Here is a 15,082-nt window from a genome sequence, read left to right as displayed (position 1 = left end):
GTGACGCCGACCCGCTAGGTTTCCCGGGTGGAAGCCGGGACCGACCTCGCGCGGCGCTACTACGACGAGGTCGTCGGGCCGATCGTGCTCGGCCGCTGGCCCGGTCTGCCGCACGCGGCGGGACGCCTCGGGAGCGGGTCCGACGTGCTGGGGCTCGACGACGCGACGTCGCGCGACCACGACTGGGGCCTGCGTCTGACGCTGCTGGTCGACGAGCCGATGGTCGACGAGGTCGACGCGCTGCTCGATGCGGCGCTCCCTGGCACGTTCGCCGGTTACCCGACCCGGTTCCCGACCACGTGGAGCCCGCACGGTCCGCACCAGGTCGAGGTCGCGTCGCCGTCGGGCTTCACCACGTCCCGCCTGGGACTCGATGCGACGCGCCCGCTCAGCCTGGACGACTGGCTCGCGCTCACCGGTCAGGCGGTGCTCGAGGTCACCGCGGGTCCCGTCTTCGCGGACACCGACGGTCGGGTCACCGCGGCACGCGACCGCCTCGCCTGGTACCCGACCGACCTGTGGCGGTACGCGGTCGCCGTCGACTGGGCGCGGATGGGGCAGGAGCTGCCGTTCGTCGGCCGGACGGCGGAGCGCGGCGACGACCTCGGGTCGCGCGTCGTCGCCGCCCGGCTCGTGCGCGTCGCGATGCACCTCGGGTTCCTGCTCGAGCGGCGCTGGCCGCCGTACGGGAAGTGGTTCGGGACGGCGTTCGCCACGCTCCCGCGCGCCGCCGCCGCCGCGCCCGACCTCGCCGCCGCCCTCGCGGCGGACGACTGGAGATCCCGCGAGGTGGCGCTGTGCCGGGGTCTGGAGACCCTGCACGACCTCCAGGGCGCGGTGGGCCTCCCGACCGTGACCGACGTCGTCGTCCCGTTCTTCGACCGGCCGTACCGGGGGCTCGGGCCGGTGGCCGACGTGGTGACGGCAGCGATCCAGGACCCGGTGGTGCGGGCGCTGCCACCGGGCGTCGGGACGGTCGAGCAGTGGGTCGACGACGTCGACGTCCTCACGGACCCCGGCCGTCGCGTCGCCGCGGCGCGCGGTGTCGGGCAGGCTGGGACGACGACCCCGTGACCCGAGAGGAAGTCGTGCGATGACCTCGTCCGCCCCCACCCCGGACCCCCTGCCCCGCGGCGGGTGGCCCGGCGCCGAGACGCCTGATGACGCGCCCTGGTGGACGCGCTCGGTCGTGTACCAGGTGTACCCGCGTTCGTTCCAGGACACCGACGGCGACGGCGTCGGCGACCTCCCCGGGATCACCCGGCGCCTCGACCACCTGGAGCGGCTGGGGGTGGACGTCGTCTGGCTGTCCCCGGTGTACCGGTCGCCGCAGGCGGACAACGGGTACGACATCAGCGACTACGAGGACGTCGACCCGCTGTTCGGGTCGCTCGCGGACCTCGACGCGCTGATCGAGGGGCTGCACGCGCGCGGCATGAAGCTCGTCATGGACCTCGTCGTGAACCACACGAGCGACGAGCACCCGTGGTTCGTCGAGTCGCGCTCATCCGCGCAGAGCCCGCGGCGCGACTGGTACTGGTGGCGCCCCGCGCGCGCCGGCATGGAGCCGGGAGCACCGGGCGCCGAGCCGACCAACTGGCGCTCGTTCTTCGGCGGGAGCGCGTGGCGGTTCGACGAGGCGACGAGGGAGTACTACCTGCACCTGTTCGACACCAAGCAGCCGGACCTCAACTGGGAGAACCCGGAGGTCCGCCACGCGGTCTACGCGATGATGCGGCGGTGGCTGGACCGCGGCGTCGACGGGTTCCGCATGGACGTCATCAACCTCGTCTCCAAGGACGTCGCCCCCGACGGATCGCTGCCCGACGGCGAGGTGCACTGGGGGACGTTCGGCGACGGGAGCCCGCACTACACGGACGGGCCGCGCGTGCACGAGTTCCTCGCCGAGATGCACCGCGAGGTGTTCGCCCCGTACCTCGCGCAGGGCCGCGAGATCCTCACGGTGGGGGAGACTCCGGGCGTCACCGTCGAGCACGGCGTCCGGTACACCGCCCCCGACCGTCGCGAGGTCGACATGGTGTTCCAGTTCGAGCACATGGGCATCGACCACGGGGCGACGCGCTACGACCCGGTCAGGTGGGACCTCGCCGACCTCAAGGCGACGCTCGGCCGGTGGCAGGCCGGCCTCGCCGACCGCGGCTGGAACGCCCTCTACTGGGACAACCACGACCAGCCGCGCGTCGTCTCGCGCTTCGGCGACGACTCGCCCGCGCACCGCGTCGCGTCGGCCAAGGCGCTCGCGCTCCTGCTGCACCTGCACCGCGGCACGCCGTACGTCTACCAGGGCGAGGAGCTCGGCATGACGAACGCGCCGTTCACGCGCGTCGACCAGTACCAGGACGTCGAGTCGCTCGGGTACTTCCGCGAGCTCACCGGCCGCACGGGCGGCCCGCGGCTGCGCACCGACGGCGAGATGCTCGCCGTGCTCGCGCACGCGAGCCGCGACCACGCCCGCACCCCCGTGCAGTGGGACGCGAGCCCGAACGCCGGGTTCACGACCGGGACGCCGTGGCTCGAGGTCAACCCGAACCACACGGCGATCAACGCGGAGGCCGCGTGGGCCGACGAGGACTCGGTCCTGCACTTCTACCGGCGGCTCGTCGCCCTGCGTCGCGACGAGCCGGTCGTCGCGCTCGGCGACTTCCGCATGCTCCTCCCGGAGCACGAGGCGGTCTACGCGTTCACGCGCGGCCTCGACACGACGCGGACGGACGGGACCGTCGTGCGCGACGAGCTGCTCGTCCTCGTGAACGTGGGCGGGCAGCCCCAGGACCTGCCGGACGACGTCCTCGCCGGCTGGGAGGACGCGTCGACCCTGGTGGCCACGCACCCGGGCGGGCCCGACGCCGGAGGTCGGCCGGGCGCCGTCGGGCACCTGCTGCCGTGGGAGGGGCGGGTGCTCCGCCGGGTGGGCGAGGTCGCCGCACGTCCCAGTGCGTGAGACGGCCGCCTCGACACGTGACATCCCTGGGACATGGGCGTACAGTCCCAGACGTGCAGACGATCCTCCTTGTAGTACTTCCTGAGCGCGCCGGCTGAGGCCACGCCACCAGGCTTCGTCAGCGCGCTCACCCCTCGTCCAGCCCGGCATCCCGGGTCCGAGGGGTTTTTTGTTGCCACCACAACGCCATCAGCACGGCAGACAGACCGCGGCAGGCCCACCCGGCCACCGCGAGCGCCGCACCCGCGAGACCCGCGAGGACCGGCACCCGCACACCGCGACCAGCACGACCGCACCACCACGGTCGGCTCCGGTTCCCGGCGGCGCGCCCCACGGGGCGCCCGCCGGGCCGAGGCCACGACACGCAGGAGACACCATGGCCCAGGGTCCTACCCCGGCACCTCCGCGACCGGGCGCCCCGACGCCCGCCGCCGCGGCGCCGAAGCCCGCCCCGACACCCGCGTCGGTCGCCCCGCGCGGCGACGTCCGGCGCGCCGCCACGGCTCGACCGGCCGGCAGCACGCAGGGCACCTCGACCGGTGAGGAGATGACCGGCGCGCAGTCGATCGTCCGCTCCCTCGAGGAGGTCGGCGCCGAGGTCGTCTTCGGCATCCCGGGTGGCGCGATCCTCCCGACGTACGACCCGCTCATGGACTCGCAGCGGCTGCGCCACATCCTCGTCCGCCACGAGCAGGGCGGCGGCCACGCCGCGCAGGGCTACGCCCACGCGACCGGGAAGGTCGGCGTCACGATGGCGACCTCGGGCCCGGGCGCGACCAATCTCGTCACCCCCATCGCCGACGCGAACATGGACTCGATCCCGCTCGTCGCGATCACCGGCCAGGTCGCCGAGTCGCTGATCGGCACAGACGGCTTCCAGGAGGCCGACATCGTGGGCATCACCATGCCCATCACCAAGCACTCGTACCTGATCACCGACGCGGCCGACATCCCGCGCACCATCGCGGAGGCGTTCCACATCGCCTCGACGGGCCGCCCCGGCCCGGTGCTCGTGGACATCGCGAAGTCGGCGATGCAGTCGCGCACGACGTTCTCGTGGCCCCAGGACGTGCAGCTCCCGGGCTACCACCCGGTGACGAAGCCGCACAGCAAGCAGATCAAGGAGGCCGCGCGCCTGCTCGCGTCGGCCCGGCGCCCGGTGCTCTACGTGGGCGGCGGCGTGGTCCGGGCGAACGCGTCGGCCGAGCTGCGCCGCCTCGTCGACCTGTCGGGCGCACCGGTCGTCACGACGCTCATGGCGCGCGGCGCCGTGCCCGACACTCACCCCCAGAACCTCGGGATGCCCGGCATGCACGGCACCGTCCCCGCCGTGGCGGCGCTGCAGAAGGCCGACCTCGTCGTGTCCCTCGGCGCGCGCTTCGACGACCGCGTCACGGGCAAGCTCTCGAGCTTCGCGCCGCACGCGCAGATCGTGCACGCGGACATCGACCCCGCGGAGATCGGCAAGAACCGCGACGTGGACGTGCCGATCGTCGGCGACCTCAAGGAGGTCATCGCCGACCTGCTCCCGGAGCTCGAGCGCGAGCACGAGGCCAAGGGGAAGCCGGACGTCGAGGCGTGGTGGCGCCAGATCGACGACTGGCGCGAGACCTACCCGCTCGGGTACACCGAGCCCGACGACGGTCACCTCGCCCCGCAGCACGTCATCTCGCGTCTCGGCGAGATCTCCGGGCCCGAGTCGGTCTACGTCGCGGGCGTCGGCCAGCACCAGATGTGGGCCGCGCAGTTCATCCGGTACGAGCATCCGCGGACCTGGATCAACTCCGGCGGCCTCGGCACCATGGGCTTCTCGATCCCCGCGGCGATGGGCGCGAAGGTCGGCCGCCCGGACGCGACGGTCTGGGCGATCGACGGCGACGGCTGCTTCCAGATGACCAACCAGGAGCTCGCCACCTGCACGATCAACGAGATCCCCATCAAGGTCGCGCTGATCAACAACAGCTCGCTCGGCATGGTGCGCCAGTGGCAGACCCTGTTCTACGACAAGCGCTACTCCAACACCGACCTGCACACGGGCCAGGGCACGGCGCGCGTCCCCGACTTCGTCAAGCTCGCGGACGCGTACGGGTGCGAGGGCATCCGCGTCGAGTCGATGGGCGAGGTCGACGCCGCGATCAAGCGCGCGATGGAGATCGACGACCGACCCGTGGTCATCGACTTCAACGTCTCGCGCGACGCGATGGTGTGGCCGATGGTCGCCGCCGGCGTGAGCAACGACGACATCCAGTACGCGCGGGGCATCTCGCCCGCGTGGGACCGAGAGGACTGACCCGCCATGTCCCGCCACACCCTCTCCGTGCTCGTCGAGAACAAGCCCGGCGTGCTCACGCGCGTCGCGGGCCTGTTCGCCCGTCGCGCCTTCAACATCCACTCGCTCGCGGTCGGCCCGACCGAGCACGAGGAGATCTCGCGCATCACCGTCGTCGTCGACGTCGAGGAGCGCCCGCTCGAGCAGGTGACGAAGCAGCTCAACAAGCTGGTCAACGTCATCAAGATCGTCGAGCTCGACGCGGCCGCGTCCGTGCAGCGCGAGCTCCTGCTCGTCAAGGTCCGCGCCGACGGCGCGAACCGCACCGGCGTGCTCGAGGTCGTCAACCTGTTCCGCGCGAAGGTCGTCGACGTCGTGCCCGACGCCGTGACCATCGAGGCGACGGGCACCGGCGAGAAGCTGAACGCCCTGCTCGGCGCGCTCGAGCCGTACGGCGTGCGCGAGATCGTGAAGTCGGGGACCGTCGCCGTCGGGCGCGGCTCCCGCTCGATCACCGACCGCGCGCTGGAACGCGTGGTCCGCTCCGCCTGACGATCGCCTACCCTCGCACCAAGACCCGCACGGGCGTCGGTGCGCACCGATCGTCGTTCCACCGCGAGACATCGCAACAGACCCCCTGCACCGCAACGAAGAACCGAGGAGATCCATCGTGGCTGAGCTGTTCTACGACGACGACGCCGACCTGTCCATCATCCAGGCCAAGAAGGTCGCGATCGTCGGCTACGGGAGCCAGGGCCACGCGCACGCCCAGAACCTGCGCGACTCCGGCGTCGAGGTCGTCGTCGCGCTCCGCGAGGGCTCGAAGTCGACCGCCAAGGCCCAGGACGAGGGCTTCGAGGTGAAGTCCGTCGCCGACGCCGCGGCGTGGGCCGACCTGATCATGATCCTCGCGCCGGACCAGCACCAGCGCTCGATCTACAACGACGAGATCAAGCCGAACCTCGCCGCCGGCAAGACGCTCGCCTTCGCGCACGGCTTCAACATCCGGTTCGGCTACATCGAGGCCCCCGACGGCGTCGACGTCATCCTCATCGCGCCCAAGGCGCCGGGCCACACCGTGCGCCGCGAGTTCGTCGCGGGCCGCGGCATCCCCGACATCATCGCCGTCGAGAAGGACGCGTCGGGCCAGGCGTGGGACGTCGCGCTGTCGTACGCGAAGGCGATCGGCGGCACGCGTGCCGGCGTCATCAAGACGACGTTCACCGAGGAGACCGAGACCGACCTGTTCGGCGAGCAGGCCGTCCTCTGCGGCGGCGTGTCGCAGCTCGTCCAGTACGGGTTCGAGACCCTCACCGAGGCCGGCTACCAGCCGGAGATCGCCTACTTCGAGGTGCTGCACGAGCTGAAGCTCATCGTGGACCTCATGTGGGAGGGCGGCATCGCCAAGCAGCGCTGGTCCGTCTCCGACACCGCCGAGTACGGCGACTACGTCTCCGGCCCGCGCGTGATCGACCCGCACGTCAAGGAGAACATGCAGGGCGTCCTCGCGGACATCCAGTCCGGCGCGTTCGCCAAGCGGTTCATCGACGACCAGGACGCCGGCGCGCCGGAGTTCAAGGAGCTGCGCGAGAAGGCCGCGCAGCACCCGATCGAGAAGGTCGGCAAGGAGCTGCGCTCGCTGTTCGCGTGGAAGCAGCAGGACGCCGACTACACCGAGGGCAGCGCCGCACGCTGACGCAGGCAGGGCGACGAAGGAGCTCTTGCCGGAGTCGGCGGGAGGTGTCTGCCCGACCGTGAGAACCGAGGGCAGCGCCGCACGCTGACGCAGGCAGGGCGACGAAGGAGCTCTTGCCGGAGTCGGCGGGAGGTGTCTGCCCGACCGGGAACGTCAAGGGCAGCGCCGCACGCTGAGCCTGACGTCCGTCGCTCACCTCGAGGAGGGGCGGCGTCGTGCGCGATCTACCATCTGGCCTCGTGCCTCGGCCTTCGCCGGGCCCGCCACGATCGCGCACGACGCCGCCCTTCTTCGTGCTGTCGGGCGGCCACGGTCCTCGGGCCGGCACGATCACGACGGCCAATCACCTGGACGTGTGTCATCAGCACGTCGGCGGAGGGACGTCGACCTGTTGGAACCGACGAGGAGGTTGCCATGACCGCAGTCTCGTTCGCGCCGCGTGACGAGGATCTGGACCCGTACCTGGCTCCGCGCTGGGAGACGTCGGCCCTGCTGGTGATCGACACGCAGGTCGACTTCGCCGAGGGTGGCAGCACGCCGGTCGCGGGGACACGCGCGGTCGTTCCCGCGCTCGTCGCGCTCGTCGAGGCGTACCGGCGGGCCGGGCTGCCGGTCGTCCACGTCGTGCGCCTCTACGACGGGGACGACGTGGACCTGGTGCGGCGCCGGGCGATCGCCGACGGTGCGCGCGTCGTGTGGCCGGGGTCGCCAGGCTCCGCGATCCTCCCCGAGCTCGTGCCTGCGGGTGCGCCGTCGCTCGACCCCGACGTGCTGCTGGCCGGGCGGCCGCAGGTCCTCGGCCCCGACGAGGTCGTCGTGTGGAAGCCCCGGTGGAGCGCGTTCCACCGCACCCCGCTCGAGGGCCTCCTGCGCGAGCGCGGCGTCGACACGGTCGTCGTGGCGGGATGCAACTTCCCGAACTGCCCCCGCGCGACGCTCACCGACGCGAGCGAGCGCGACCTGCGCGCCGTCGTCGTGCCCGATGCCGTCTCGGGCACGACCGAGGAGGGCCTCGCTCAGGTCGCGGGCCTGGGTGTCGTGCTCCGCTCGTCGTCGGCCGTCGTCGCGGCGGTGGCCGGGTCCGTCGGCGCGCGCGACACGAGGGGGACGAAACGCGAGAGACCGGGCACATCGCCCCTCGGTGCGCCACGATAGGGGCATGACCCGACAGGCGGACGAGGGGGAACCGGTGACGGACGACGTGGTGCTGGACGAGAGGGCGGCGGAGATCGTCGCGTTCTGGGAGCTGGCGCGGCCGAGCGCCGGGATGGCGCGGGTGGGCGTGGTCACCGGCACCACGGTCCCCGAGACGGTGCCGCCGCCCGCGTGGTCGTTCGGCGACAACCCCGCGCTGGCCGACGGCCTGCTCGCGGCGGTGCTGAGCGGGGAGAAGACGGCGACGTCGTCCGCCCTGTGGGAGTACGAGGACTCGGGGGAGCCCGTCCCGCGCGTCGGCGAGCTGTCGATCCTGCTCGACGGGGAAGGCCACCCGCGGGCGCTCGTCCGCACGACGTCGGTCGAGATCGTCGCGTTCGAGGACGTCGACGCGGACTTCGCCCTGGCGGAGGGGGAGGACGACGGCTCGCTCGAGTCGTGGCGCGACGGTCACGAGACGTACTTCCGCCGCGTGCTGGAGCGCGAGTTCGCTCCTGACATGCCGCTCGTGTGCGAGCGGTTCGAGCTGCGCTACCCGCACTGAGGCGGGGATGAGCGGTGACCGGCCGTGCCACGGTCGGCCGGCCACCGCTCGCGGGGCAGGTGAAGAGGACTACCCCGGGATCGACGACGTGCCGACCGGGTGGTCCGGTCGACCCGCTGCGGCGAGCAGGAGCGTGCGCACGTCCTGCGCGACGACGGAGCGCGCCCCGCGCAGGACCGCGAGCTCGGGCACGGCGCTCGCGACGACCGCTCCCGTCCGCTGGTCGGTGCCGCGGAGCGCGGCGGCCGTGGCCTCGGCGAGCGCCGCGCCGCACGCGACGCCCGTCGGCCCGCCGAGCACGACGGCGTCGGGCTCGAGGATCGCGACGACGGGCTGGAGCACGATCGCGACGCGGCGGGCGAGGTCCTGCACGAGCTCGCGGACGGCGGCCGTGTCGTGATGCTCGCGGACCGCGGCGACCGCCGCGGCGTACGGGGTGGTCGCCGTGACCCCGGGGACGCCCGCCCGGGCGCAGAGCTCGACGAGCCGCAGGCCCCCGACGAGGTCCTGCACGTTGACGGAGTCGTCGATGTCCGTGGCGGGGACGGGGAGGTAGCCGATCTCGCCGGCACCGCCCGAGGTGCCGTGGTGGACGCGGCCGTCGAGCCACGCCCCCATGCCGATGCCCTCGCCGAGCCACAGCAGGGCGAAGCTCTGCTCGTCCCGGCCGGCGTCGCGCTCGGCGATCGCGGCGAGGTTCACGTCGTTCTCGACGCGCACGTCGATGCCGAGCGCGTCCTCGAGATGTCCCCGCAGCCCTTCGCGCGGCCAGCCGGGCAGCTCGCCGACGAGGGCGATGTCGCCCGTGCGCGGCGCGACGGCCGCCTGGACGCCGACGACGGCGGTCGCCACGCGTGCGACCGGGATGCCCGCGTCCGCGCACGCCTCGTCGCGCGCCGTGCGGACGTCGGTCGCGGCCGCGCGGTCCGGGCCCGCGGTGACGGTGGTCTCGCCGAGCGTCCGGCCGAGCGCGTCGACCACACTGGCCCGCACGCCGTCGGGCACGACGTCGAGCGCCAGCCCGACGAGGACGTCGGTGCGTGCGGCGTACTGTGTCGCCTGCGGCCCGCGCGCCCCCTGCACGGAGCCGGTCGGCTCGATGAGACCGGACTGCTCGAGCCGTGCGACGATCTGCGAGGCCGTCGGTCGGGACACGCCCGTGCTGTCGCCGATCTGGGACCGGGTGAGCGGTCCGGCGTCGAGCAGGAGCTCGAGCGCCGCGCGATCGTTGATCGTGCGGAGCAGCCCCGGCGTGCCGGGGATCCTCGACGAGGTGGGCGCGGTCATGGCGTTCCTTCGAGCGGGTTTTAGGAAAGTTTCCTAATAGTGCACGGTCCCGCCCTGTCGTGCAACTCGGACGCCGGCGAGGCGCAGTCCGAGACGTGAGACCCCCGTCCCGAGGGGTGGCGCGGCGGCGTACGCTCACCGCATGACGCGCACCATTGATCTGGCAGTCGTGGCCGGGGACGGCATCGGTACCGAGGTCGTCGAGCAGGGTCTCGCCGTGCTCGAGGCCGCCGTGTCCGGCTCGGACGTGAAGGTCTCCACGACGCCGTTCGACCTGGGTGCGCGCCGCTGGCACGCGACGGGCGAGACGCTCACCGACGCGGACCTCGAGGCGATCCGCGGCCACGACGCGATCCTCCTGGGCGCGATCGGCGACCCCAGCGTCCCGTCGGGCGTGCTCGAGCGCGGTCTGCTGCTCAAGCTCCGCTTCGCGCTCGACCACTACGTGAACCTGCGCCCGGGCAAGCTGTACCCGGGCGTCACCTCGCCCCTCGCCGACCCGGGCGAGATCGACTTCGTCGTGGTGCGCGAGGGCACCGAGGGCCCGTACGTCGGCAACGGCGGCTCGCTGCGCACCGGCACGCCCCACGAGATCGCGACCGAGGTCTCCCTCAACACCGCGTTCGGCGTCGAGCGCGTCGTGCGCGACGCGTTCGCCCGTGCGCAGGCGCGCCCGCGCAAGCACCTCACGCTCGTGCACAAGCACAACGTCCTCGTGCACGCGGGCCACCTGTGGCGCCGGACGGTCGAGGCCGTCAACGCCGAGTTCCCCGACGTCACGACGGACTACCTGCACGTCGACGCGGCGACCATCTTCCTCACGACGAAGCCGTCGCGGTTCGACGTCATCGTCACGGACAACCTCTTCGGCGACATCCTCACGGACCAGGCCGCCGCGATCACGGGCGGGATCGGCCTCGCCGCGTCCGCGAACATCAACCCCGACCGCACGGCGCCGTCGATGTTCGAGCCCGTGCACGGCTCGGCCCCGGACATCGCCGGGCAGGGCAAGGCCGACCCGACGGCGACCGTCCTGTCCGTCGCCCTCCTCCTCGACCACCTGGGCCTCGCCGCCGAGGCGAAGCGCGTCGAGGCGGCCGTCGCGGCCGACCTCGCCGAGCGGGGGAGCCGAGTACGCTCGACGGCCGAGGTGGGCCGCGAGCTCGCCGCTCGCGTCGCCGGCTGACACGCCGCCCGGGTCCGCACGGACCCGGGCACCGGTTCGCCCGCAGTCCCCGCACCTCGGTCGTCATCGCCCCAGGACCGGATCCCTCCCGTTCTGACCCGGTGACGCCCCTGCCGCCGTCGTGCCCTCGCGGGGATCGCCGCACGAGCCGTACGGTCGTGGAAAACTAGGCGGAGACCACCCGGGTCGCCAGGTGAAAGGCCTCATGATGAGCACCCTTGCAGCGCAGCACCAGCCGTCGTCCTCGGAGGAGGACCTCGTCGCCCTGTTCGACGTCCGCCCGACCGACGCCCCGACGCCGCCCGCCGAGCGCGAGACCGCGATCGCGGCCCCGAAGTTCGGCACGGTCTTCACGGACCACATGGCGCGGATCAGCTGGAACTCGACCGACGGCTGGGTCGACCGCCGCATCGAGAAGTACGGCCCCCTCCTGCTGGACCCGGCGACCGCCGTCCTGCACTACGCGCAGGAGATCTTCGAGGGCATGAAGGCGTACCGCCACGCCGACGGGTCGGTGTGGACGTTCCGCCCCGAGGCCAACGCGGCGCGCTTCGCCCGCTCGGCCCACCGCCTCGCCCTCCCCGCGCTGTCCGTCGACGACTTCGTCGGCTCGATCACGGCGCTCGTGCGCACGGACGTCGACTGGGTGCCCAGCGGCGACGAGGCGAGCCTCTACCTGCGCCCGTTCATGTACGCGTCGGAGGCGTTCCTCGGCGTGCGTCCCTCGCTCGAGGCCGAGTACCTGGTGATCGCCTCCCCGGTCGGTCCCTACTTCTCGGGCGGCGTGAAGCCCGTGTCGATCTGGGTCGACCGCGAGTACAGCCGCGCGGGCGCCGGGGGCACCGGCGACGCGAAGTGCGGCGGCAACTACGCCTCCAGCCTGCTCCCGCAGGTGGTCGCGCAGCAGCACGGGTGCGAGCAGGTGTGCTTCCTCGACTCCGGGACGCGCACGTTCCTCGAGGAGCTCGGCGGCATGAACGTGTTCGTCGTCAAGGCGGACGGCTCGGTCGAGACGCCCGAGCTCAGCGGCTCGATCCTCGAGGGCGTCACGCGCTCGTCGATCATCCGCCTCCTCACCGACCGCGGGCACGACGTGGTCGAGCGCAGGATCCCCCTCACCGACGTCCTCGCCGGGATCCGGGACGGCTCCGTGACCGAGGTGTTCGCGTGCGGCACGGCCGCCGTCATCACCCCGATCGGACGCCTCGCGGGGTCCGACTTCGACCACACCATTGGTGGGGGTGAGGCCGGGACGCTCACGATGGCGATCCGGACCGAGCTCACCGACATCCAGACCGGGCGCGCCGCCGACCGCCACGGCTGGCTGCGCCGCCTCGCCTGAGCCCCGTCGTCGTGCGGGCCGGTCAGCGTGGACGCGCCGGCCGGTGGGTCAGAGGGCGGTCGCCGGCCGCACGACGATCGTCCGCCCGGCGACGCCCGCGAGCAACGACCAGACCGCGATGCCGATCAGCAGGTTGATGAGCCCGGACAGTGCCGCCGCCGTGACGTCGCTCGACCAGGCGAACGGGAGCACGGCGATCACCACGACGACCAGCGCCATGATCCAGCCGAAGAACGCGCGCGGGCGCGGCGTGCTGAGGATGAGCAGGTGCAGCACGCCTGCGGCGAGGACCGCGAGGATCGCCCCGTCGATCGCCCAGGCCGCCTGGCGCGACCCTGTGCCGAACAGGTCCGGCGGCGGCACCAGCGTGATCGAGAAGATCCGCTCGAAGATGATCACGCCGAGCAGCCCGATGAGCGCGGCGACGAGCGCCGTCGCCGCAGCGCCCGCCCAGAACCGGCCGGCCTCGACCGCGAGGCGCGGGTCGGCCGGATTGACGGGCGGCCTCTGCTCGGGGAAGCCGGCCTGCGGGTCCGTCGGGGGGATCGCGGGTGGCTGGGCGTGCTGCTGCGGCACGGGCGGCTGCCCGTAGCGGCGCGTCGGGGGGTTCTGCGGGTCGTAGCCGCCCGGCGTCGGGTCGCTCATCGTCACTCCTCGGTCGGTCGCCGCCGCGCCCGAGGGCGGTGGGCGGCTCGGTGGATGGACGCTCGTGTCCATCCTCGCGGAACCTGTGGCACCATGTGCCCTGTGACACACCTCGTCTCCCAGCTCATTATCGAGTAGCGCGCCCGGTAGCACCCACCGGACGCGCAGACCTCCCGCACCCTCGGGGGGTTTTTTTGTTGCTGGGCACCACCCCCGCCCGGCGGCACGGATGCCGGGCCTCCCGCCTCACGAGGGCCCGCCCGGCGTCCCGGGAGACGGACCAGAGGGACGGACGCCCCGGCGTCCGCGACACGACGAACGGCAGGAAGAGGCACCATGACCTCGGCGACGACCCCCGTGACCGGTACCCGCGAGCCCCGGGTCTTCCACGTCTACGACACGACCCTGCGCGACGGCGCGCAGCAGGAGGGCATGAACCTCTCCGTCGCCGACAAGCTCGCCATCGCGCCGCTGCTCGACGAGCTCGGGGTCGGGTTCATCGAGGGCGGCTGGCCCGGTGCGGTCCCCAAGGACACGGAGTTCTTCCGCCGCGCGGCCAAGGAGCTCGACCTGCGCCACGCCGTGCTCGCGGCGTTCGGCTCGACCCGCAAGGCCGGGCTGCGCGCGTGGGACGACCCGCAGGTCCGGGCGCTCGTCGACTCCGAGGCGCCCGTCGTGACGCTCGTCGCCAAGTCGGACGTGCGGCACGTCGAGCGCGCGCTGCGCACGACGCCCGACGAAGGCCTCGCGATGATCACCGACACCGTGTCGTTCCTCGTGGGCGAGGGCCGGCGGGTCGTCGTCGATGCGGAGCACTTCTTCGACGGCTACCGGTACGACCCGGCGTTCACACGGTCCGCCGTGCAGGCCGCGTTCGAGGCCGGGGCCGAGGTCGTGGCGCTGTGCGACACCAACGGCGGGATGCTGCCGACCTGGGTCGTCGAGGTCGTCGAGGAGCTGCGCGACGCCGTCGGGCTCCCGCACGGGCGCGTCGCGCTCCCGGGCGACGCGCTGCTCGGCATGCACGCGCACAACGACTCCGGGTGCGCGGTGGCGAACACCCTCGCGGCCGTCGAGGCGGGTGCGGCCCACGTGCAGGGGACGGTCAACGGGTACGGGGAGCGCACGGGCAACGTCGACCTCCTCACGGTCGTCGCGAACCTCGAGCTCAAGCACGGGCTGCGGACCCTGACCGGGGAGGGCCTGGAGGAGGCCACGCGCATCTCGCACGCGATCAGCGAGATCACCAACATCTCGCCGTACGCGCGTCAGCCGTACGTCGGCGCGAGCGCGTTCGCGCACAAGGCCGGCCTCCACGCGAGCGCGATCAAGGTCGACCCCGACCTCTACCAGCACATCGACCCGACGGCGGTCGGCAACGACATCCGCATGCTCGTCTCCGACATGGCCGGCCGCGCGTCGATCGAGCTCAAGGGCCGCGAGCTCGGGTTCGACCTGTCGGGGCAGGGCGAGCTCCTCACGCGCGTGACCAACCGGGTCAAGGACGACGAGGCCAACGGGTACACCTACGAGGCCGCGGACGCCTCGTTCGAGCTGCTGCTCCGCGAGGAGATCACGGGCGAGCGTCCCCCGTACTTCCGCGTCGAGAGCTGGCGCACGATCGTCGAGCGGGCCGGGTCGCGCGGTACCGAGGCCACGGCCGAGGCGACCGTCAAGCTCCACGCCGGGGGAGAGCGCATCGTCACGACCGGCGAGGGCAACGGGCCCGTCAACGCGCTCGACCACGCGCTGCGGCTCGCGCTCGGTCGCGTCTACCCCGAGATCGACGTGTTCGAGCTCATCGACTTCAAGGTCCGCATCCTCGACACCGAGCAGGGGACCGACGCGATCACGCGCGTGCTCATCGAGACGACCGACGGCTCGACGTCGTGGTCGACGGTCGGCGTCGGACCGAACCTCATCGAGGCGGCCTGGGAGGCGCTGACCGACTCCGCGATCTACGGGCTGGTCCACGCGGGGGTCGACCCTCGCTGAG

General features: G+C 72.8%; 12 protein-coding genes. 10 read left to right on the top strand and 2 right to left on the bottom strand.

Annotated elements, in window-relative coordinates:
- Nucleotides 1-27 precede the first annotated feature (27 nt).
- The 7 genes from ACFC2L_RS12640 (at nucleotide 28) to ACFC2L_RS12610 (ending at nucleotide 8,626) form a co-directional block, all read left to right on the top strand.
- Nucleotides 28-1,074, top strand: a complete 1,047-nt coding sequence (locus tag ACFC2L_RS12640; protein WP_375824651.1) for a DUF4037 domain-containing protein — start codon at nucleotides 28-30, stop codon at nucleotides 1,072-1,074.
- A 19-nt stretch (nucleotides 1,075-1,093) separates the two neighbouring features.
- Nucleotides 1,094-2,962: an alpha-glucosidase gene (locus ACFC2L_RS12635; RefSeq protein WP_375824649.1), complete on the top strand. Its 1,869-nt coding sequence runs from the start codon at nucleotides 1,094-1,096 to the stop codon at nucleotides 2,960-2,962.
- A 376-nt stretch (nucleotides 2,963-3,338) separates the two neighbouring features.
- Nucleotides 3,339-5,252 (top strand): acetolactate synthase large subunit, encoded by a 1,914-nt coding sequence (locus tag ACFC2L_RS12630; protein ID WP_375824648.1) that lies wholly within the window; start codon nucleotides 3,339-3,341, stop codon nucleotides 5,250-5,252.
- A gap of 6 nt (nucleotides 5,253-5,258) precedes the next feature.
- A complete protein-coding gene (gene ilvN, locus ACFC2L_RS12625) occupies nucleotides 5,259-5,783 on the top strand; it encodes an acetolactate synthase small subunit (RefSeq protein ID WP_047232530.1) in 525 nt (174 codons plus the stop codon).
- A gap of 118 nt (nucleotides 5,784-5,901) precedes the next feature.
- A complete protein-coding gene (ilvC, locus tag ACFC2L_RS12620) occupies nucleotides 5,902-6,927 on the top strand; it encodes a ketol-acid reductoisomerase (protein ID WP_375824647.1) in 1,026 nt (341 codons plus the stop codon).
- Between the two features lie 414 nt (nucleotides 6,928-7,341).
- Nucleotides 7,342-8,082, top strand: a complete 741-nt coding sequence (locus ACFC2L_RS12615) for a cysteine hydrolase family protein (RefSeq protein WP_375824646.1) — start codon at nucleotides 7,342-7,344, stop codon at nucleotides 8,080-8,082.
- 4 nt (nucleotides 8,083-8,086) lie between these two features.
- Nucleotides 8,087-8,626: an ASCH domain-containing protein gene (locus ACFC2L_RS12610; RefSeq protein ID WP_375824645.1), complete on the top strand. Its 540-nt coding sequence runs from the start codon at nucleotides 8,087-8,089 to the stop codon at nucleotides 8,624-8,626.
- A gap of 69 nt (nucleotides 8,627-8,695) precedes the next feature.
- Here the strand turns inward: ACFC2L_RS12610 and ACFC2L_RS12605 are convergent, their stop codons facing one another.
- Nucleotides 8,696-9,913 carry an ROK family protein gene (locus tag ACFC2L_RS12605; RefSeq protein ID WP_375824644.1) on the bottom strand — a complete coding sequence of 406 codons (1,218 nt, stop codon included), beginning with the start codon at nucleotides 9,911-9,913 and terminating at the stop codon, nucleotides 8,696-8,698.
- Between the two features lie 142 nt (nucleotides 9,914-10,055).
- On the opposite strand from ACFC2L_RS12605, the gene ACFC2L_RS12600 reads away from it, so the two are divergent.
- Entirely contained in the window at nucleotides 10,056-11,099 is a 1,044-nt protein-coding gene (locus ACFC2L_RS12600; protein WP_375824643.1) for a 3-isopropylmalate dehydrogenase, read from the top strand.
- Between the two features lie 208 nt (nucleotides 11,100-11,307).
- Nucleotides 11,308-12,441: a branched-chain amino acid aminotransferase gene (locus ACFC2L_RS12595; protein WP_375824642.1), complete on the top strand. Its 1,134-nt coding sequence runs from the start codon at nucleotides 11,308-11,310 to the stop codon at nucleotides 12,439-12,441.
- A gap of 48 nt (nucleotides 12,442-12,489) precedes the next feature.
- On the opposite strand, the gene ACFC2L_RS12590 is transcribed toward ACFC2L_RS12595, so the two are convergent.
- Nucleotides 12,490-13,086, bottom strand: a complete 597-nt coding sequence (locus ACFC2L_RS12590; protein ID WP_375824641.1) for a hypothetical protein — start codon at nucleotides 13,084-13,086, stop codon at nucleotides 12,490-12,492.
- Nucleotides 13,087-13,422: 336 nt separating this feature from the next.
- On the opposite strand from ACFC2L_RS12590, the gene cimA reads away from it, so the two are divergent.
- Nucleotides 13,423-15,081, top strand: a complete 1,659-nt coding sequence (gene cimA / locus ACFC2L_RS12585; protein WP_375824640.1) for a citramalate synthase — start codon at nucleotides 13,423-13,425, stop codon at nucleotides 15,079-15,081.
- The last annotated feature ends 1 nt before the right edge of the window (nucleotide 15,082 follow it).

The organism is Cellulosimicrobium sp. NPDC055967, from assembly GCF_042269845.1.
Classification (GTDB): Bacteria; Actinomycetota; Actinomycetes; order Actinomycetales; family Cellulomonadaceae; genus Cellulosimicrobium.
This window is presented reverse-complemented; position numbering and strand designations above follow the sequence as displayed.